The sequence below is a fragment of the Paraburkholderia caledonica NBRC 102488 genome, from assembly GCF_000685095.1.
GTDB classification, from domain to species: Bacteria; Pseudomonadota; Gammaproteobacteria; order Burkholderiales; family Burkholderiaceae; genus Paraburkholderia; species Paraburkholderia caledonica.
Window position 1 is genome coordinate 31,691 of the sequence record NZ_BAYE01000019.1, and the last position, 15,741, is coordinate 47,431.

The 15,741-nt window shown below is 62.6% G+C and carries 16 protein-coding genes, 1 tRNA gene and 1 pseudogene; 7 read left to right on the forward strand and 11 right to left on the reverse strand.

Going from position 1 to position 15,741, the window contains the following annotated elements:
• Positions 1-40: 40 nt before the first annotated feature.
• The 3 genes from argJ to BCA01S_RS27380 are packed head-to-tail and all read left to right on the forward strand — an operon-like array spanning position 41 to position 2,611.
• Positions 41-1,282, forward strand: coding sequence for a bifunctional glutamate N-acetyltransferase/amino-acid acetyltransferase ArgJ (gene argJ, locus BCA01S_RS27370; protein ID WP_027779636.1), 1,242 nt, complete (start codon positions 41-43; stop codon positions 1,280-1,282).
• 40 nt (positions 1,283-1,322) lie between these two features.
• Positions 1,323-2,192, forward strand: a complete 870-nt coding sequence (locus BCA01S_RS27375) for an ATP-binding protein (protein ID WP_027779637.1) — start codon at positions 1,323-1,325, stop codon at positions 2,190-2,192.
• A complete protein-coding gene (locus BCA01S_RS27380; RefSeq protein WP_020071232.1) occupies positions 2,189-2,611 on the forward strand; it encodes an NUDIX domain-containing protein in 423 nt (140 codons plus the stop codon). Before BCA01S_RS27375 ends, BCA01S_RS27380 begins: the two co-directional genes overlap by 4 nt.
• Positions 2,612-2,655: 44 nt before the next feature.
• On the opposite strand, the gene yacG is transcribed toward BCA01S_RS27380, so the two are convergent.
• The 9 genes and pseudogenes from yacG to BCA01S_RS27425 all read right to left on the reverse strand — a co-directional run bounded on the left by yacG (position 2,656) and on the right by BCA01S_RS27425 (position 10,804).
• A complete protein-coding gene (yacG, locus tag BCA01S_RS37390) occupies positions 2,656-2,853 on the reverse strand; it encodes a DNA gyrase inhibitor YacG (protein WP_027779638.1) in 198 nt (65 codons plus the stop codon).
• A 124-nt stretch (positions 2,854-2,977) separates the two neighbouring features.
• The gene (zapD, locus tag BCA01S_RS27390; RefSeq protein ID WP_027779639.1) at positions 2,978-3,733 is read right to left on the reverse strand and encodes a cell division protein ZapD; all 756 of its coding nucleotides are present in this window, start codon (positions 3,731-3,733) and stop codon (positions 2,978-2,980) included.
• 180 nt (positions 3,734-3,913) lie between these two features.
• The gene (gene coaE / locus BCA01S_RS27395; protein ID WP_027779640.1) at positions 3,914-4,525 is read right to left on the reverse strand and encodes a dephospho-CoA kinase; all 612 of its coding nucleotides are present in this window, start codon (positions 4,523-4,525) and stop codon (positions 3,914-3,916) included.
• A 3-nt stretch (positions 4,526-4,528) separates the two neighbouring features.
• A complete protein-coding gene (locus tag BCA01S_RS27400) occupies positions 4,529-5,482 on the reverse strand; it encodes a prepilin peptidase (RefSeq protein ID WP_027779641.1) in 954 nt (317 codons plus the stop codon).
• Between the two features lie 28 nt (positions 5,483-5,510).
• Positions 5,511-6,740, reverse strand: coding sequence for a type II secretion system F family protein (locus BCA01S_RS27405; protein WP_027779642.1), 1,230 nt, complete (start codon positions 6,738-6,740; stop codon positions 5,511-5,513).
• A pseudogene (locus BCA01S_RS35360) lies at positions 6,737-8,025 on the reverse strand (GspE/PulE family protein). The gene BCA01S_RS27405 and the pseudogene BCA01S_RS35360 overlap by 4 nt, the downstream one beginning before the upstream one ends.
• Positions 8,026-8,179: 154 nt before the next feature.
• The gene (locus BCA01S_RS27415) at positions 8,180-9,478 is read right to left on the reverse strand and encodes an HlyC/CorC family transporter (RefSeq protein WP_027779643.1); all 1,299 of its coding nucleotides are present in this window, start codon (positions 9,476-9,478) and stop codon (positions 8,180-8,182) included.
• A gap of 208 nt (positions 9,479-9,686) precedes the next feature.
• Positions 9,687-9,763 (reverse strand) — tRNA-Pro (locus BCA01S_RS27420).
• A 48-nt stretch (positions 9,764-9,811) separates the two neighbouring features.
• A complete protein-coding gene (locus BCA01S_RS27425; protein WP_020071241.1) occupies positions 9,812-10,804 on the reverse strand; it encodes a polyprenyl synthetase family protein in 993 nt (330 codons plus the stop codon).
• 229 nt (positions 10,805-11,033) lie between these two features.
• On the opposite strand from BCA01S_RS27425, the gene rplU reads away from it, so the two are divergent.
• The 4 genes from rplU (at position 11,034) to proB (ending at position 14,156) form a co-directional block, all read left to right on the forward strand.
• Positions 11,034-11,345 carry a 50S ribosomal protein L21 gene (gene rplU / locus BCA01S_RS27430; RefSeq protein ID WP_006051835.1) on the forward strand — a complete coding sequence of 104 codons (312 nt, stop codon included), beginning with the start codon at positions 11,034-11,036 and terminating at the stop codon, positions 11,343-11,345.
• Between the two features lie 25 nt (positions 11,346-11,370).
• Positions 11,371-11,634, forward strand: coding sequence for a 50S ribosomal protein L27 (rpmA, locus tag BCA01S_RS27435; RefSeq protein WP_020071242.1), 264 nt, complete (start codon positions 11,371-11,373; stop codon positions 11,632-11,634).
• A gap of 213 nt (positions 11,635-11,847) precedes the next feature.
• The gene (gene cgtA / locus BCA01S_RS27440; RefSeq protein WP_027779644.1) at positions 11,848-12,969 is read left to right on the forward strand and encodes an Obg family GTPase CgtA; all 1,122 of its coding nucleotides are present in this window, start codon (positions 11,848-11,850) and stop codon (positions 12,967-12,969) included.
• Between the two features lie 68 nt (positions 12,970-13,037).
• A complete protein-coding gene (gene proB / locus BCA01S_RS27445; protein ID WP_027779645.1) occupies positions 13,038-14,156 on the forward strand; it encodes a glutamate 5-kinase in 1,119 nt (372 codons plus the stop codon).
• Between the two features lie 87 nt (positions 14,157-14,243).
• Here the strand turns inward: proB and BCA01S_RS27450 are convergent, their stop codons facing one another.
• The gene (locus tag BCA01S_RS27450; protein WP_027779646.1) at positions 14,244-14,801 is read right to left on the reverse strand and encodes a CNP1-like family protein; all 558 of its coding nucleotides are present in this window, start codon (positions 14,799-14,801) and stop codon (positions 14,244-14,246) included.
• Between the two features lie 85 nt (positions 14,802-14,886).
• Positions 14,887-15,630, reverse strand: coding sequence for an RNA pyrophosphohydrolase (locus BCA01S_RS27455; protein ID WP_027779647.1), 744 nt, complete (start codon positions 15,628-15,630; stop codon positions 14,887-14,889).
• Positions 15,631-15,741 lie beyond the last annotated feature (111 nt).

Consider the following 15,741-nt stretch of genomic DNA (forward strand, 5'->3'; position numbering starts at 1 on the left):
TGCCGGCACTCGCCGGCATTTTCTTCGACAGGTCGCGACCATGGCTGTCAATTTCCCCTCGATCGATCCCGCTCAACTGCATCCCGTCGCCGGCGTCACGCTCGGTTGGGCGGAGGCGAACATTCGCAAGCCGAACCGCAAGGACGTGCTCGTCATTTCCGTCGATGAAGGCGCGACGGTAGGCGGCGTCTTCACGCAGAATCGCTTCTGCGCGGCGCCGGTCACGGTGTGCCGCGAGAATCTGGAGCGGGTGCGCGCCGGCGGCAAGCCGATTCGGGCCCTGGTGATCAACACCGGAAATGCGAACGCGGGCACCGGCGAGCCGGGTCTCGTCGCGGCGCGCGAAACCTGCGTGGAACTCGCGCGCCTTGCGGACATCGCGCCGGAGCAAGTGCTGCCGTTTTCGACGGGCGTGATTCTGGAACCGTTGCCGGTCGATCGTCTTAAGGCGGGTTTGCCGGCCGCGCTCGCGAACCGCAAGGAAGCCAACTGGTATGACGCCGCGCAGGCGATCATGACCACCGACACGTTGCCGAAGGCGACCTCGCGCCAGGTCACGATCGACGGCCACACGGTCACGCTGACTGGCATCAGCAAGGGCGCCGGCATGATCAAGCCGAACATGGCGACCATGCTCGGCTTCCTCGCGTTCGACGCGGCGCTTGGGCAGCCGGTGCTCGACGCGCTGGTCAAACACGTTGCAGACCGGTCGTTCAACTGCATTACGATCGACGGCGATACGTCGACGAACGATTCGTTCATCCTGATCGCGTCGGGCAAATCGAGCCTGCCGGCGATCACGTCCACCGACTCGCCGGCTTACGCGGCGTTGCGCGACGCGGTGACCGAAGTCGCGCAGACGCTCGCGCAGCTGATCGTGCGCGACGGCGAAGGCGCGACCAAATTCATGACGGTGCACGTAGAAGGCGGTTCGAGCGTCGGCGAATGCCGGCAGATCGCGTATGCGATCGGCCATTCGCCGCTCGTGAAGACAGCCTTTTATGCATCGGATCCGAACCTCGGCCGCATTCTCGCGGCTATCGGTTATGCCGGCATCGACGATCTCGACGTCGGCAAGATCGATCTGTATCTGGACGACGTGCTGGTCGCGACTGCCGGCGGCCGCAATCCGGCGTACCGCGAAGAAGACGGCCAGCGCGTCATGAAAAAGAGCGAGATCGGCATTCGAGTCGTGCTCGGCCGCGGCAATGCGCAAGCCACGATCTGGACTTGCGATCTGTCGCACGACTACGTGAGCATCAACGCCGACTACCGCTCGTAATCAGGTTCATCATGCGGCCTCTGGCTGCTCACTCATTGTTATGGACAAACTCGAACAGTTTCTGACACGGGCCGAAGCCGTGCTCGTGCGCCTGGAAGCGATGCTTCCGCCCGCCGCGCCTGAGATCGACTGGGCGGCGGCGGTCGCTTTTCGCTGGCGCAAACGCCAGGGGCGCGGCTACCTGCAGCCGGTGCCGGCCATCTCCGACATCACGCTCGACGATCTCCAAAACATCGATCGTCAGAAAGCGCTGATCGAGCAGAACACGCGCCAATTCGTCCACAAGCTTCCGGCCAATAACGTGCTGTTGACGGGCGCGCGGGGTACCGGCAAGTCGTCGCTGATCAAGGCGTGCCTGAACGCGTATGCGAAAGACGGCTTGCGCCTGATCGAAGTGGACAAGGACGATTTGCACGATCTGGGCGACATCGTCGATCTGATTGCGAAGCGGCCGGAGCGCTTCGTGGTCTTCTGCGACGACCTCTCGTTCGAAGACGGCGAGTCGGGCTACAAGGCGCTGAAGGTTGCGCTCGACGGCTCGGTTGCCGCGCAATCGGACAACGTGCTCATTTACGCGACGTCGAACCGCCGCCATCTGCTGCCGGAGTACATGAGCGACAACGAGACCTACAAGCACACGTCAGACGGCGAGATTCATCCCGGCGAACTGGTCGAAGAAAAGATCTCACTGTCGGAACGTTTCGGGCTATGGGTCAGCTTCTATCCGTTCAAGCAGGACGACTACCTGTCGATCATCGGCCACTGGCTGCGGCATTTCGGCTGCAATGGCGCCGAAGTCGAAGCAGCACGCGGCGACGCGCTGGTGTGGGCACTCGAGCGCGGTTCGCGCTCGGGGCGTGTCGCGTGGCAGTTTGCGCGCGACTGGTCCGGCCGGAAATCTGAAGCATGAGCGACGCGCAGACGAACTCGGCCGGTCGTCCGGTGACAGAAGTTGCCGTCGGCGTGCTGGTGCAGCCCGACGGGCGCTATCTGCTCGCGCAGCGTCCGGCGGGCAAACCGTACGAGGGCTACTGGGAATTCCCGGGCGGTAAGCTGGAGACGGGCGAATCGGTCGAGGCGGCGCTCGCACGCGAGTTGCACGAAGAGCTGGGCATCGAAGTGGAAGCTTGCCACCTTTGGCATACGCTCGAACACGATTATCCGCATGCTTATGTGCGGCTTTTTTTCTGCAAGGTGACGCAGTGGAAGGGCGAGCCGCACGGCCGCGAAGGCCAGGCGTTCGTGTGGCAGGCGCTGCCGGCCGAGGTTGCGCCGCTCCTGCCGGCGACCATTCCCGTACTGGAATGGCTCGCGTCGGAGAAACGCTGACAGGTTCAGGCAGGCGGTGCAAGCGGACGACGCGGCCCGCGCGCTCAATGCGGGTTGTAGTCGCCGCCAGGCGCCTCGTCTGACGGCGCTTCCTGATCGGTCCCGCCGATTTTGTACTTCTCAGCGGCCCACGCGCCGAGATCGATCTGTCTGCAGCGGTCCGAGCAGAACGGGCGGAAGCGGTTTTCGGGTGTCCAGCGGACGTCCTTTCCGCAAGTGGGGCATTTGACGACGGTTGGCATACGGTCAGGCGGTCAGTACAAATGGAACAAGTAACGAATATAGGGGCTTTTGTTGCCGCTTTAAAGGCGCGGCGAGCAAGCCGACCGCTCTATTGAGTCCGTGCAGCGCTCGCGAAGGGCTTGCTTACAGGCTGCAAAGCGTGAGCTGGAAGGGCACATCTACATCGACGGCACGTGGACGCAGATCGCCGTCCTGCACCGTGAAGCGCACCCAGAGCATGTATTTGTTGGCGCTGGCCTCGGGAATCACGCGCAGTTCGGGCGCCACGCGCACCTGCATCAACTGATACGAGCGGCCCGACAGCATTTGCTGATAGCTGCCTGCCATGGCCATAACCTTCGACGCCTGCCCCGACTCCCGTGCAAGCCTTAGCACAATGGTGGCCGCGTCGCGCAAAGGCAGCAGCGGCGTGACCCACTTGGCAATGTCCTGACGCCGCTGATCCGGATGCAGTTGCTGCCACGCGTAATAAGAGGGCAGGTCGAATTTGCAGGTGCCACCCGGAATGATCGCCCGGCTGCGGATGCTCGCGAGCCATTCGTTCTCCGCAAGATGCTGGCCCGTCTTGCCCTGCATCTGCGAAAGTCCTGCCAACGTGTGCTCGATTTCGCCAAGCACTGCTTCGAGCGCGCCCTGCTCGATTCCCGGATTGCCGCGAAACGGCGCGAGCGTTTGCCGCTGCCGTTCGAGTTCCTTCATCAGATCGGACTTGAGATCCGCGCGGCCCGCCACCTCTGAGATTTCGAACAGCGTGGTCAGTGCGACATGATGTTCCCTGGCGTCTTCTTGCGTCAGAAAGAACGTGAAGCGCTCGAACAGATCTTCGAGGCGCAATAGCGTCCGGATTCGCTCGTTGAAGGGGTACTCGTAAAGGATCAAGCGGGCTCGCCTCGGGCGTGGTCGGTGACGGGAATGCAGGACATTCTAATGCCGTGGGACTACCCTAGCAATCACGCGCTTTTCCTGCGGGTTTCTGCACATTTTCGGGCGCGGTTTTCGTGGTTTTCCGCTGCTTCGGCATACAGCCAAAGCCAAAGTTCAACGTTTCGCGCCAATAGGTCACAGGCGCTCTGCGCGCGCCAGCGCCAGGTACGCGCGATGCTGCGCGTCAACCTGCGCTTCGAGCGTACCGAGCGGCGCATTGTCGTTGACGATCACGTCGTCTGCGGCGGCGAGCCGCGCTTCGCGCGTAGCCTGGCGGGCGATGATCGCGAGCACCTGTTCGCGGCTGAAACCATTGCGGTTCATTACGCGCGAGATTTGCGTCTCGACGCCGCAATCCACGGCGAGTACGCGATTCACGCGCGTTTTCCAGCTGCCCGACTCCACCAGTAGCGGAACCACAACGATCACATAAGGGCCGGTGGCCTCGCGTTGCTCGCGTTCCGTTTCTGCGCGAATCAGCGGATGCGTGATGTTTTCGAGCCGTTTGCGCGCCGCGTCGTCGCTGAATACAAGCGTGCGCATGCGTGCGCGGTCGAGCGAGCCGTCCGCAGCGATGAACTCGTTGCCGAACTCGACGGCGATCTGGGGCATCGCCATGCCGTGCGGCGCGGTGATGCGATGCGCGATCAGATCGGTGTCGACGAGCGGCACGCCATGCGCCGCGAACAGGTCGGCAACAGTCGATTTGCCGCTGCCGATGCCGCCTGTGAGTCCCACAACGAACATGCTTCAGCCTCCGAGAGCCAGGTAAAGCGGTGTGCCGAAAAACAGTGTGAGAACGCCGCCCGCCGCAAGAAACGGCCCGAAGGGCAGCGGCTCTTCAAAGCGCATGCGGCCGCGCCACGTTGCCGCAAGACCGACGACTGCGCCCGCCACGGCGGCAACCAGCACGATCTGAGGGAGCGCAGCCCAGCCAAGCCACGCGCCGAGCGCCGCGAGCAGTTTGAAGTCGCCGTAACCCATGCCGTCGATACCTCGCACGAGCCGGAATAGCCAATGCACGGCCCACAGCACGAGATAGCCGAAAATGGCGCCGAGCACGGCGTCCTGGAGACTCGCGAACAGGCCGTAGAAGTTGACGATGATGCCTGCCCAAAGCAGGGGCAACGTCATCGAGTCCGGTAGCAGATGCGTGTCGATGTCGATGGCGCTCATCGCGAGCAGGGCGGCGCACAGTCCGAAGGCGGCGAGCGCGGCGAGCGTCGGACCGAACAGTGCGAGAGCGCCGGCCGCGAGGGCTGCAGTGGAGAGTTCGAGTAGCGGATAACGCGGGCTCACGCGCGCCCCGCATGAGGAACAGCGCCCGCGCAGCAGCACATAACTGAGCAGCGGCAGGTTCTCCCATGCGTGCAGCACATGCCCGCAGTGAGGACAGGCGCTGCGTGGCACCCACAGGTTGTAGCGCGCCGGCAGGCCGTCTTCTTCGAGAGGTTGGCTAGTCGCCTCGCTCACTTCCAGGCGCCATGCGCGTTCGAGCATGATCGGCACCCTATGCACGACGACGTTCAGGAAGCTGCCGATGACGAGACCGAATACGATCGCAAAAGCAAACTGCAAGGCGGCCGGCAGGCTGCCGAATGCCTGATCGAGACCCGCTGGGAAATGATCCGGCAGCAAGTTCGAAAGCGAGCCCGAAAGCACGGTGGAGGAGGTTTCTGGCACGAGTGATTGAGCTGCCTGCATGGACGAAACGGTGGATTCGGCTGCGATGCTACACCACGTTGCCGAGTTGAATAATGGGAAGATACATCGCGATGACAAGCCCGCCGACCAGCGCCCCCAGCACAACGATGACGAGCGGCTCGCACAGACTCGACAGCGTGCCGATCTTTTCGTCTACCTGACGATCGGCCAGCGACGCCACGTCGAGAAGCATGGTGTCGAGTGCTCCGGACTCCTCGGCAACGGCGACCGGTTGCACCACATCTTGCGGGAAGCAGCTTGCCGAACGCATGGCTGCTGCAAGCCGTTCACCGCGACGCAGGCGCGCCGCGATGTCCGCGGTTGCGCGATCGAAGAAGGCGTTGCCCGTGGCGTGTGTCAGCGAATCGAATGCGTCGGCGAGCGGCGTGCCGGCCGACAGCAAAGTGCCGAGCGCGCGGCTCCACCGTGCGGCGCAGAGCGTGGCCAGCAGTGAACCGGCAACCGGTATTTTCAGCGATAAACGCGCGAAGCGGATGCGCGCCGTTTCGGAACGCCGCAGAAGAAACGTCGCCGCGAAATACGCCGCGACGACGACCGCGATGGCGGGCACACTCCATTGCGCGGCACCCGACGACAGGGCCAGTACAAACTGCGTGGGCGCGGGCAAACGCGCTCCAAAACCGTCGAAGATCTGTTTGAAAGTCGGTACCACCCAAACGAGCAAAGCGGCGGTGATTGCGAGAGCCAGCAGCAGGATTACGACAGGGTAAGTCAACGCACCGCGCACTTTCGCCCGTTGCGCGGCGGCGCGCTCGCGATCGTCGGCGATACGCGCTAGAACCGCGGGCAGAGCGCCAGCGGCCTCGCCCACTTCGACGAGTTGACAATACAGGGCGTTGAACTGCAAGGGATGCTGCTGCAAGGCAGCCGAAAATCGCAAGCCGGCCGTGATGTCGCGAGCCAATGCGCCGACGATCCGCGGCATGCCCGGACGGCGCGAACTTTGCGCCTGCCCCAGTAGGTCCAGTGCGGGAGCGAGCGGCAAGCCGGCACGCAGCAGGCTTGCGAGCTGGCGTGTGAACAGCGTGACGTCTGCGGTATTTGCTTTCGGGCGCGGTGCAGGTCCGTGGGCTTTCAGATCGACCACGAACAGGTTGTCGCGCTTGAGCAGAGCGCGTGCGGTGCCCGCATCCGGCGCAATGAGCAAGCCCGTTCTATGGTTTCCGTCGGGATCGACACCGTGCCATCGGAAGCGCGTGTCGGTCGACGCAGGGCGATGTGTAACGGTATTGCTCACGCGACCTCGGTGGCGGCGAGTGCTTCGGCGAGCCGTCGCGCACGCGAGCCAACGCGGCGTCGCGCAGTGTGCCGATGTGTTCGCTGCGCGCCTGCCGCGCGAGCTCGTGCGTTCCCGCTCGCGCGACGATCAAATCACGCATGGCATCGGACATGGGCATGACCTGATGCACGCCGACGCGGCCCCGATAGCCAATGCCGTGGCAAGCCGCACAACCCTTCGCGGTGTAGGGCTGCCAACCGTCGATCTGTTCTTCGGCGAAGCCCGCGGAACGAAGTGCCGCGGCGGAGTGCGGCGCGGGCGTCCTGCAGGCTGTGCACAGGCGGCGCACCAGTCGCTGCGCCGTCACCATGCGCAGCGCGGCCGCGAGGTTGTACGGCGCCACGCCAATGTCGAGCAGACGCGCGGCAGCGGCTGGCGCGTCGTTCGTGTGTAACGTCGACAGCACCAGGTGGCCGGTTTGCGCGGCCTTAACAGCGACGTCGGCGGTTTCCTCGTCGCGTATCTCGCCAACCATGACGATGTCCGGATCCTGGCGCAGAAAGGCGCGCAGCGCGACGGCGAAAGTGAGCCCGGCCTTTTCACGCACGCTGACCTGATTGATGCCGGCCAGCTGGATTTCCGCCGGATCTTCGACCGAACACAGATTGCGCGACTCGCTGTTGAGCAGATTCAGGAAGCAGTACAACGACAGCGTCTTGCCGCTGCCTGTCGGCCCCGTGACGAGCACCAGGCCGTGCGGCGCGCGTATTGCACAACCGACGGCATCGCGCTGCTGTGCATCCAGCCCGAGCGAGTCGAGCGAAAGATCGGTTGGCAGCGCGTCGAGCCTGCGCAATACGAGCTTTTCCCCGAACAGTGTGGGCAGCGAGTTGACGCGGTAGTCCTCGGTCCGTCCTGGCGACGTGGCCAGCCGAAGCCGGCCGTCCTGTGGAACACGCCGCTCGGCGATGTCCATGCGCGCCAGAACCTTCACGCGCGTGATGAAGGCGTCCCGCAGATGGGCGGGCGGCGTCGCTATTTCATGCAACACGCCGTCGATGCGCAAGCGCACCCGCCAGCCGCTTTCCGCCGGTTCGATGTGCAGATCCGATGCGTTGCGGCGTGTCGCTTCCCGCAGCGTGTCAGTGAGCAGACGCACGGCGGGGGCGTTGTCGGGAGCGTGGGCCAGTGCAGCAACGCCGTCAGTTTCGCCGGTGCGCGCGTTTGGCTTATTGCGAGAGGCGCTCTCGCTGCCCGCCGGTTGTGGCCGCAGCAAGGCCGCGGGTTGAAAAGAGGTTTGCATGAAGAGCCGGCGACTAGCCGCCTGTAGAACACGACGGCTTCATCTTCGAGCAAGGCGGTCGGCGCCGCCACTCGGCCATTCGGCTAATGGCACTCGGCGCAGGCTTATGCGATGCCGGGATGTGCGCCCGGCCTCGACCTCAACCGGTAGGCACTTAGCCCAACAGCGCCTTGCCGCCCTTCACGCGCGCTGGCGGCTTGAACAGCTTGACGGTGCGGATCGCCTGGTCGTCGCTGCGCATCACTTCGAGCTTCACGTCGCCGATCTGCACACAGACATCGCCATCGGGAATGTCTTCGAGAATTTCGAGGATCAGCCCGTTAAGCGTTTTCGGACCGTCGGTAGGTAGCGAAAGTTGCAGCCAGCGGTTCAGCTCACGCAGCGGCATGCTGCCCGCGACGATGCATTCGCCGAGCTCGTTCCAGCCCCCACGCGAATTGGCGCTGCGCGGGATGGACGTGGTGAACTCGCCGATCAGTTCCTCGATGATGTCTTCCGGCGTGACAAGCCCTTGCAACTCGCCGTATTCGTTGACGACGAGCGCGATGCGATGGCGGCTCTCCTGGAAGTACTGCAATTGCTGGAACACCGGCGTGCCGGTCGGCACGAAGTACGGCTCGGCGAGCAGCTCGCGCAGCGTCTCGCGTTCCAGTTCCTGGTTGTGCAGAGCGGCCAGTGTCTTGCGAACGTGCAGCACGCCGAGCACGCGGTCAATATCGCCTTGATAGACGATCAGCTTGTTGTGATAGCAGGTTTCGAGCTGATGCAGAATCTGCTCGAACGGCGCGTCGAAGTCGAGCGCCTCGATGCGTCGCCGCGGGATCATCACATCGTCGACGGAAATGTTTTCGAGGTCGAACAGGTTCAGCAGAATGCTGCGGTGCTTGGTCGGCATGAAGCTGCCGGACTCGAGCACGATGGTGCGCAGTTCTTCTGTGGAGAGGCGCTGATCGCGCGCGCCTTGTGTGTTGATGTGCAGCACCCGCAGGATGCCGGTGGCGAACAGATTGACGAACCAGACGAGCGGCCTGGCAATGCGCATCATCGGCGCGATGACCAGGCTGGCAGGCAGCGCGATCTTTTCGGGGAACGTTGCACCGACGATTTTCGGCGTGATCTCGGCAAAAACGATAATCAGAAACGCGACGATGCCGGTCGCGATAGACAGCACCACGTTGTTACGACCGAACGTATGCAGCGCGATCGAAGTGGTCAGCACCGGAATGATGGTGTTGAACAGATTGTTCCCGATCAGCACGACGCTCAGCAGTTGATCCGTATGCGCCAGCAGACCCTGAGTGGTCTTCGCGCCGAGCGCGTTCTTGCTGGCAAGGTGCTTCAGGCGATGGCGGTTGAGCGCCATCATCGCCGTTTCGGAAATGGAGAAAAAGCTCGAGCAGATAAGCAGCAGAAAAACGGCGCCAATCTGCGCCCATAAGGGAAGTTGTTCCACGCGTCGTGAAGGATAGAAGAGGGGAAAAGGATGGGGAGAATATAGCAGAGGGGGCGGCGCAACCCGCCACCAGGGATGTTGCGAGGCGGAAGGCTTCAGCCAGAACTGCGTGCGTGCGCCGCGAGCAGGGACAAGATCTGGCCGCAAAAACAAAAAACCGCCGAGCACGCTGGGCGGTTTTTCGAGCCTTGAACTAACAAGGCGAATCTGGTCGGGGTGAGAGGATTCGAACCTCCGGCCTCTACGTCCCGAACGTAGCGCTCTACCAGGCTAAGCTACACCCCGATGTGTACTGCAGACTCGATTCAGACTAAACCGGCGTTTGAGTCTCGTTTAAGACTGTCTCGCCGTCGAGTAAGAACATAATTCTAGCAGGCTTTCTTTGTAAATGGAATCAGGAAACGAACAAATCGCGGCTGCCGCGGCTTGTGCTTCCTGTTTCGCGCATTCGAGCGTGTGATCCAGCGCGCCGGAACGTGTGATCGCCTCGAAGATCGTGTCGAAACGGTCGGTGCCGCCTTGCTCGATGGCCTCGCGAGCGAGAGCCGACTGCTCCGGCGTGCCGCGCTCTATCAAATAGATGAGCGGCAGCGTGGGCTTGCCCTCGCGTAGATCGTCGCCGGCATTTTTCCCCATCGACTCGGCCGTGCCCGTGTAGTCGAGCCAGTCGTCCATGATCTGAAAAGCCGTACCGATGCGCCGGCCGAATTCGGCCGCCGCTGCTTCGGTTCTGGCATCTGCGCCCGCCAGCACTGCGCCGAGCTGGGCCGCGGCCTCGAAGAGCTTGGCGGTCTTGTAGCGGATCACCTGCATGTAGCGGGCTTGATCCACGTCGGCGTCGTGCATGTTCAGCAGCTGTAGCACTTCACCTTCGGAGATGATGTTGGTGGCTTCCGACAAAATCTCCATGACGCGCATCTTGCCCACGCCCACCATCATCTGGAACGAGCGCGAATAGAGAAAGTCGCCGACGAGCACGCTCGCCGCATTGCCGAACAGCGCGTTGGCGGTCTGGCGGCCGCGCCGTAGATCCGATTCGTCGACCACGTCGTCGTGCAGCAGGGTTGCAGTGTGGATGAATTCGACGACCGCCGCCAGTTCGTGCCGATGCCCCGTGGTTTCCCCGAGCGCGCCGGCCACCAGAAGCAGCAGCGCCGGCCGCAGCCGTTTGCCGCCGGCACTGATGATGTACTCGGAAATCTGGTTGATCAGCATCACCTCGGACGCAAGACGGTGCCGGATGACGCGATTCACCTGCTGCATGTCTTCGGCGATCGGAGCGAGCAGGCTGGCGGCGTTGGAGGAGGTGGTGGCAGTCGACGACATGATGGCTGAATTGGGTAGTGCCGCGAATTATAAGGCGAATCGCGGTTGTTCCGTGTCGCGGACTGCCGCGCGGCGCGCTCGTGGACACCGCCAGGCGCTGGGCTGCGCGTCGCCCGGGCGGAACGCAGGGCCGCTCTGAATGAGTTTTGACCGAGCAGCTAACTCTATGTATAATCACGGGTTTCCGCGCGCGGTGCGTGGGAAAAATGAACACAGAGTGAGGTTCTCAATGTACGCGGTCATAAAAACCGGTGGCAAGCAGTATAAAGTTGCCGTCGGCGAAAAACTTAAAGTAGAACAGATACCGGCAGACATTGACGCTGAAATCACGCTCGACCAGGTTCTCGCAGTGGGCGAAGGCGAATCGATTAAGTTCGGTGCGCCGCTGGTCAGTGGGGCTTCCGTCAAGGCTACCGTCGTGTCGCAAGGTCGTCACAAGAAAGTGACCATCTTCAAGATGCGTCGCCGGAAGCACTACCAGAAGCATGGCGGCCACCGCCAGAACTATACCGAACTGCGCATCGACGCGATCAACGCGTAAGCGCACCGGTTAAGGAGCAAATTAAATGGCACACAAAAAGGCAGGCGGATCGTCCCGGAACGGCCGCGACTCCGAGTCGAAGCGACTTGGCGTGAAAGTGTACGGCGGTCAGGCTATCAACGCTGGCGGCATCATCGTTCGTCAACGTGGCACGCGTATGCACGCTGGCGAGAACGTCGGCATCGGCAAGGATCACACCTTGTTCGCGCTGACGGACGGCCACGTTCAGTTCTCGACGAAAGGCGCCGCGAAGAAGCACATGGTCAACGTCGTCCCGGCAGCAGTCTGAGTTCACTCAGGCACGGGCTTCAGGACCGGAAAAAGGCCCCGCGAAGTTAGCGGGGCTTTTTTTATTGCGGCAAGGTCCGTTGGCGCCGCGATTGCGGCGCTGCGCCTATGCCGTTCGGTCGATTGATCATCGCGCGGCGGGCGCGGCAAAATAGCAGCATCCAGTAGTATTCAGCAGCACCATCTGGCAGTACACCACGGGACGGAGTTACGCATGAAGTTCATTGACGAAGCGAGGATTGAAGTCATCGCCGGCGACGGAGGGGATGGCAGCGCGTCGATGCGCCGCGAGAAGTTCGTTCCGTTCGGCGGCCCTGATGGCGGCGACGGCGGCCGGGGCGGCAGCGTAATTGCGGTAGCAGACCGCAACATCAACACGCTGATCGACTACCGCTACGCGAAGAAACATATGGCGCGAAACGGCGAGAACGGCCGCGGCGCTGACTGCTACGGCAAGGGCGGCGACGACATCACGCTGCGCATGCCGGTCGGCACCACCATTACCGACATGGAAACCGGCGAACTGATCGCCGATCTGACCGAGCACAATCAGAGCGTGCAGATCGCGCAGGGCGGTGCGGGCGGTCTCGGCAATCTGCACTTCAAGTCCAGCACCAACCGCGCTCCGCGCCAGAAAACCGACGGCAAGCCGGGCGAGCGACGCATGGTGCGCCTTGAGCTGAAGGTGCTGGCCGACGTCGGCCTGCTCGGCATGCCGAACGCGGGCAAGTCCACGTTCATCTCTTCCGTGTCGAACGCGAAGCCGAAGATCGCCGACTATCCGTTCACTACGCTTGCGCCGAATCTCGGCGTGGTTCGCGTTGGACCGAGCCGCAGCTTTGTGATCGCCGACATTCCGGGTCTGATCGAAGGTGCCGCGGAAGGCGCGGGCCTCGGCCACCAGTTCCTGCGGCATTTGCAGCGCACAGGCTTGCTGCTGCACATCGTCGACCTGGCGCCGTTCGACGAAGCGGTCGATCCCGTCGCGGAAGCCAAGGCGATCGTGAACGAACTGCGCAAGTACGACGAGTTGCTGTATCAGAAGCCGCGCTGGCTCGTGCTCAACAAGCTCGACATGGTCCCCGAAGACGAGCGTGAAGCGCGCGTTTCGGCGTTTATCCAGGGCTTCGGCTGGGACGGCCCGGTCTTCGAAATCTCGGCGCTGACCGGTCAGGGTTGCGAGAACCTCTGCTATGCGGTGTTCGACTACATCGCGGCCCATTCGGAAGCGCAGCGCGCGGCCGAAGCCGAAGACCTCGCCGCCGACGTACGCTTTCGCGATAAGCCGGAAGCATCTGCCGCCGCTGGCGAATCCAGCGCCGACCCGCAGGGCTAAACAATTGGGGCGCCGGGCCCTTGCGGGTTGGCGGCGCGCGTCAGGCGTCATCTTGGGAGCTGCGCACAATGCGTTCCGTCATCGCAGATTCACGGCGATTGGTAGTGAAAGTCGGCTCGAGCCTCGTCACGAATGACGGGCGCGGCCTCGATCATGCTGCGATCGGCCGCTGGGCTGCGCAGATTGCCGCACTGCGCGCGCAGAGCAAGGAAGTGGTGCTAGTCAGTTCCGGCGCCATCGCCGAAGGAATGCAGCGGCTTGGTTGGAGCAAGCGCCCGCGTGAAATCGACGAATTGCAGGCAGCCGCCGCTGTCGGCCAAATGGGCCTCGCTCAGGTATACGAAAGCCGCTTCGCCGAACATTCGATTCAAACCGCGCAAATCCTGCTGACTCATGCCGACCTTGCGGACCGCGAGCGCTATCTGAACGCGCGTTCCACGTTGCTGACGCTGCTGCGGCTCGGCGTGGTGCCGATCATCAACGAGAACGACACGGTCGTCACCGACGAAATCAAGTTCGGCGACAACGACACGCTGGGCGCACTGGTCGCGAATCTCATTGAGGGTGACGCGCTCATTATCCTCACTGATCAGCAAGGGCTTTTCACCGCCGATCCCCGGAAGGACCCGAACGCCACGCTCGTTCAGCAGGCAGATGCCGGCGCGCCTGACCTGGAAGCCATGGCTGGCGGTGCCGGCTCAAGCCTCGGTCGCGGCGGCATGCTCACCAAGATTCTCGCCGCCAAGCGCGCCGCTCACAGCGGCGCAAACACGGTGATCGCGAGCGGGCGCGAAGCGGACGTGCTGTCGCGGCTCGCGTCTGGCGAGGCGATCGGCACGCAGTTGATCGCTCGCACCGCGCGCATGGCGGCGCGCAAGCAGTGGATGGCCGATCACTTGCAGGTGCGCGGCCATGTCGTGATCGACGACGGAGCCGTGGAGAAACTGACGGCAGGCGGAAAGAGTTTGCTGCCCATCGGCATTGTCGGCGTGCAGGGTGCCTTTGCTCGCGGCGAGGTGATCGCGTGCCTCAACGCAGCCGGCCGGGAAGTGGCGCGCGGCCTCACCAACTACAGCAGTGCAGAGACAAAGCTGATCCAGCGACGTCCGAGCGGCGAGATCGAATCAGTGCTCGGTTATATGCTGGAGCCCGAACTGATTCATCGCGACAACCTGGTGCTGGTTTGAGTAGCTAACCGGCTCACGCGCAACATGTGAAAAAGCCGTTCCAGCGAAGCGCAGGAACGGCTTTTTTTCTGGCGCGTCGGCCAAGCGTCAGTGAATCAACGAAGTCGCCGTGCGCTTATAGCGGATGTTATCCACAATCGTCCTTGCGCTCCCCGTCGGGATCTTGTTCGCGCATAGATAGTCCTGATACAGCGCCGCGTGATACGCGTTCAGCGCGCCATTCTCGATACGCGTGAAGTCGTTCGCGACTGTCCTGTCCCAACCGTCATGATCCGCGTTCAGGCCGGCATACAGGCGCCATTCATAGGTGTCGCAGCGGATGCCTTCGTAGTTCACGTTGCGGGCGCCACTCGGGCTCGTCACCACCACGGTATAGCGCACGACGCCGTCGGAGCCCACGGTCAGCGAGTTCTGGTCGATTGCGAAATGCAACGGCGTATTGCCTGACACCTCGAAAGGCAGCAGGGTCGAGTCCTGCGGCAGCGGCGGCAAAGTCTCGACCTTGTTTTCAACCCAATTGCTCGGCCGGTCCAGCAGATAGGCAAAGGCGCTGTCGTCTTTGTTGGTGGGTTTGCCGGCGCTCGAACAGCCAGCCAGCAGGGCGCCGGTGGCGACGCACGCCACGACGAGAGCAAGTGCTTTCAATATGGTTTCCTCGAAAAAGCGGGCGCGGCTCGAGAAGCCGCGCCCGCATAGACGACATAGGCGACGTAGACGGCCGTGCAGAAGGTCAGTTGCGCACGCCGTGATGACGGAACATCGAACCCGCAGCCTCGCGAGCCGAGTCGTCGTCGAGTTCCGATACGGTGCCGGCCTCGTTCCCCGAGCCGGCAGCTTCGCCGCAATCGGACACGCTTGTCGTGTGAACCGAAGTTTCGATTCTGACGGACGTTACCGTGGTCACCGTCATTACCGTGGAATCCGGCGGACTTTCCATTGACGACGCTATCCGGGGATAACGCGGCCCGTGGTGCCCGCCAGGTTTTTCCGCACGCGGCGCAGTGCGGCGCATGAAACGGGATAGCTCCGTCAGCGCCAACTGATAAACATCCCGCTTGAACTCGATCACACAGTCGAGCGGTACCCAATACTCGTTCCAGCGCCAGGCATCGAACTCCGGGTGATCTGTGGCGCGCAAGCAGATGTCGCAATCGCGCCCTACCATTCGGAGCAAGAACCAGATTTGTTTCTGGCCGCGGTAGTGACCGCGTACCTCGCGCTTGATGAACTTGTCAGGCACCTCGTAACGCAACCAGTCGCGTGTGCGACCAATCACCTTGACGTGCTCCGGAAGCAGACCGGTTTCTTCGTGTAACTCCCGATACATCGCTTGCACGGGGGTCTCTCCGTACTTGATGCCCCCCTGCGGAAACTGCCAGGAATGTTCACGGAGCCGTTTGCCCCAAAACACCTCGTTGTGCGCGTTCAAGAGGATGATGCCGACGTTCGGGCGAAAGCCTTCACGATCCAGCATACAACCACCTTCGAATCCTTTAAAATTGCTTTGATTATAAACAGATAACGGACCCGACGCACCGATTCGCACCAGATTGGAACGATTCGCCGCAAAAGGCCTGCTTTGCGG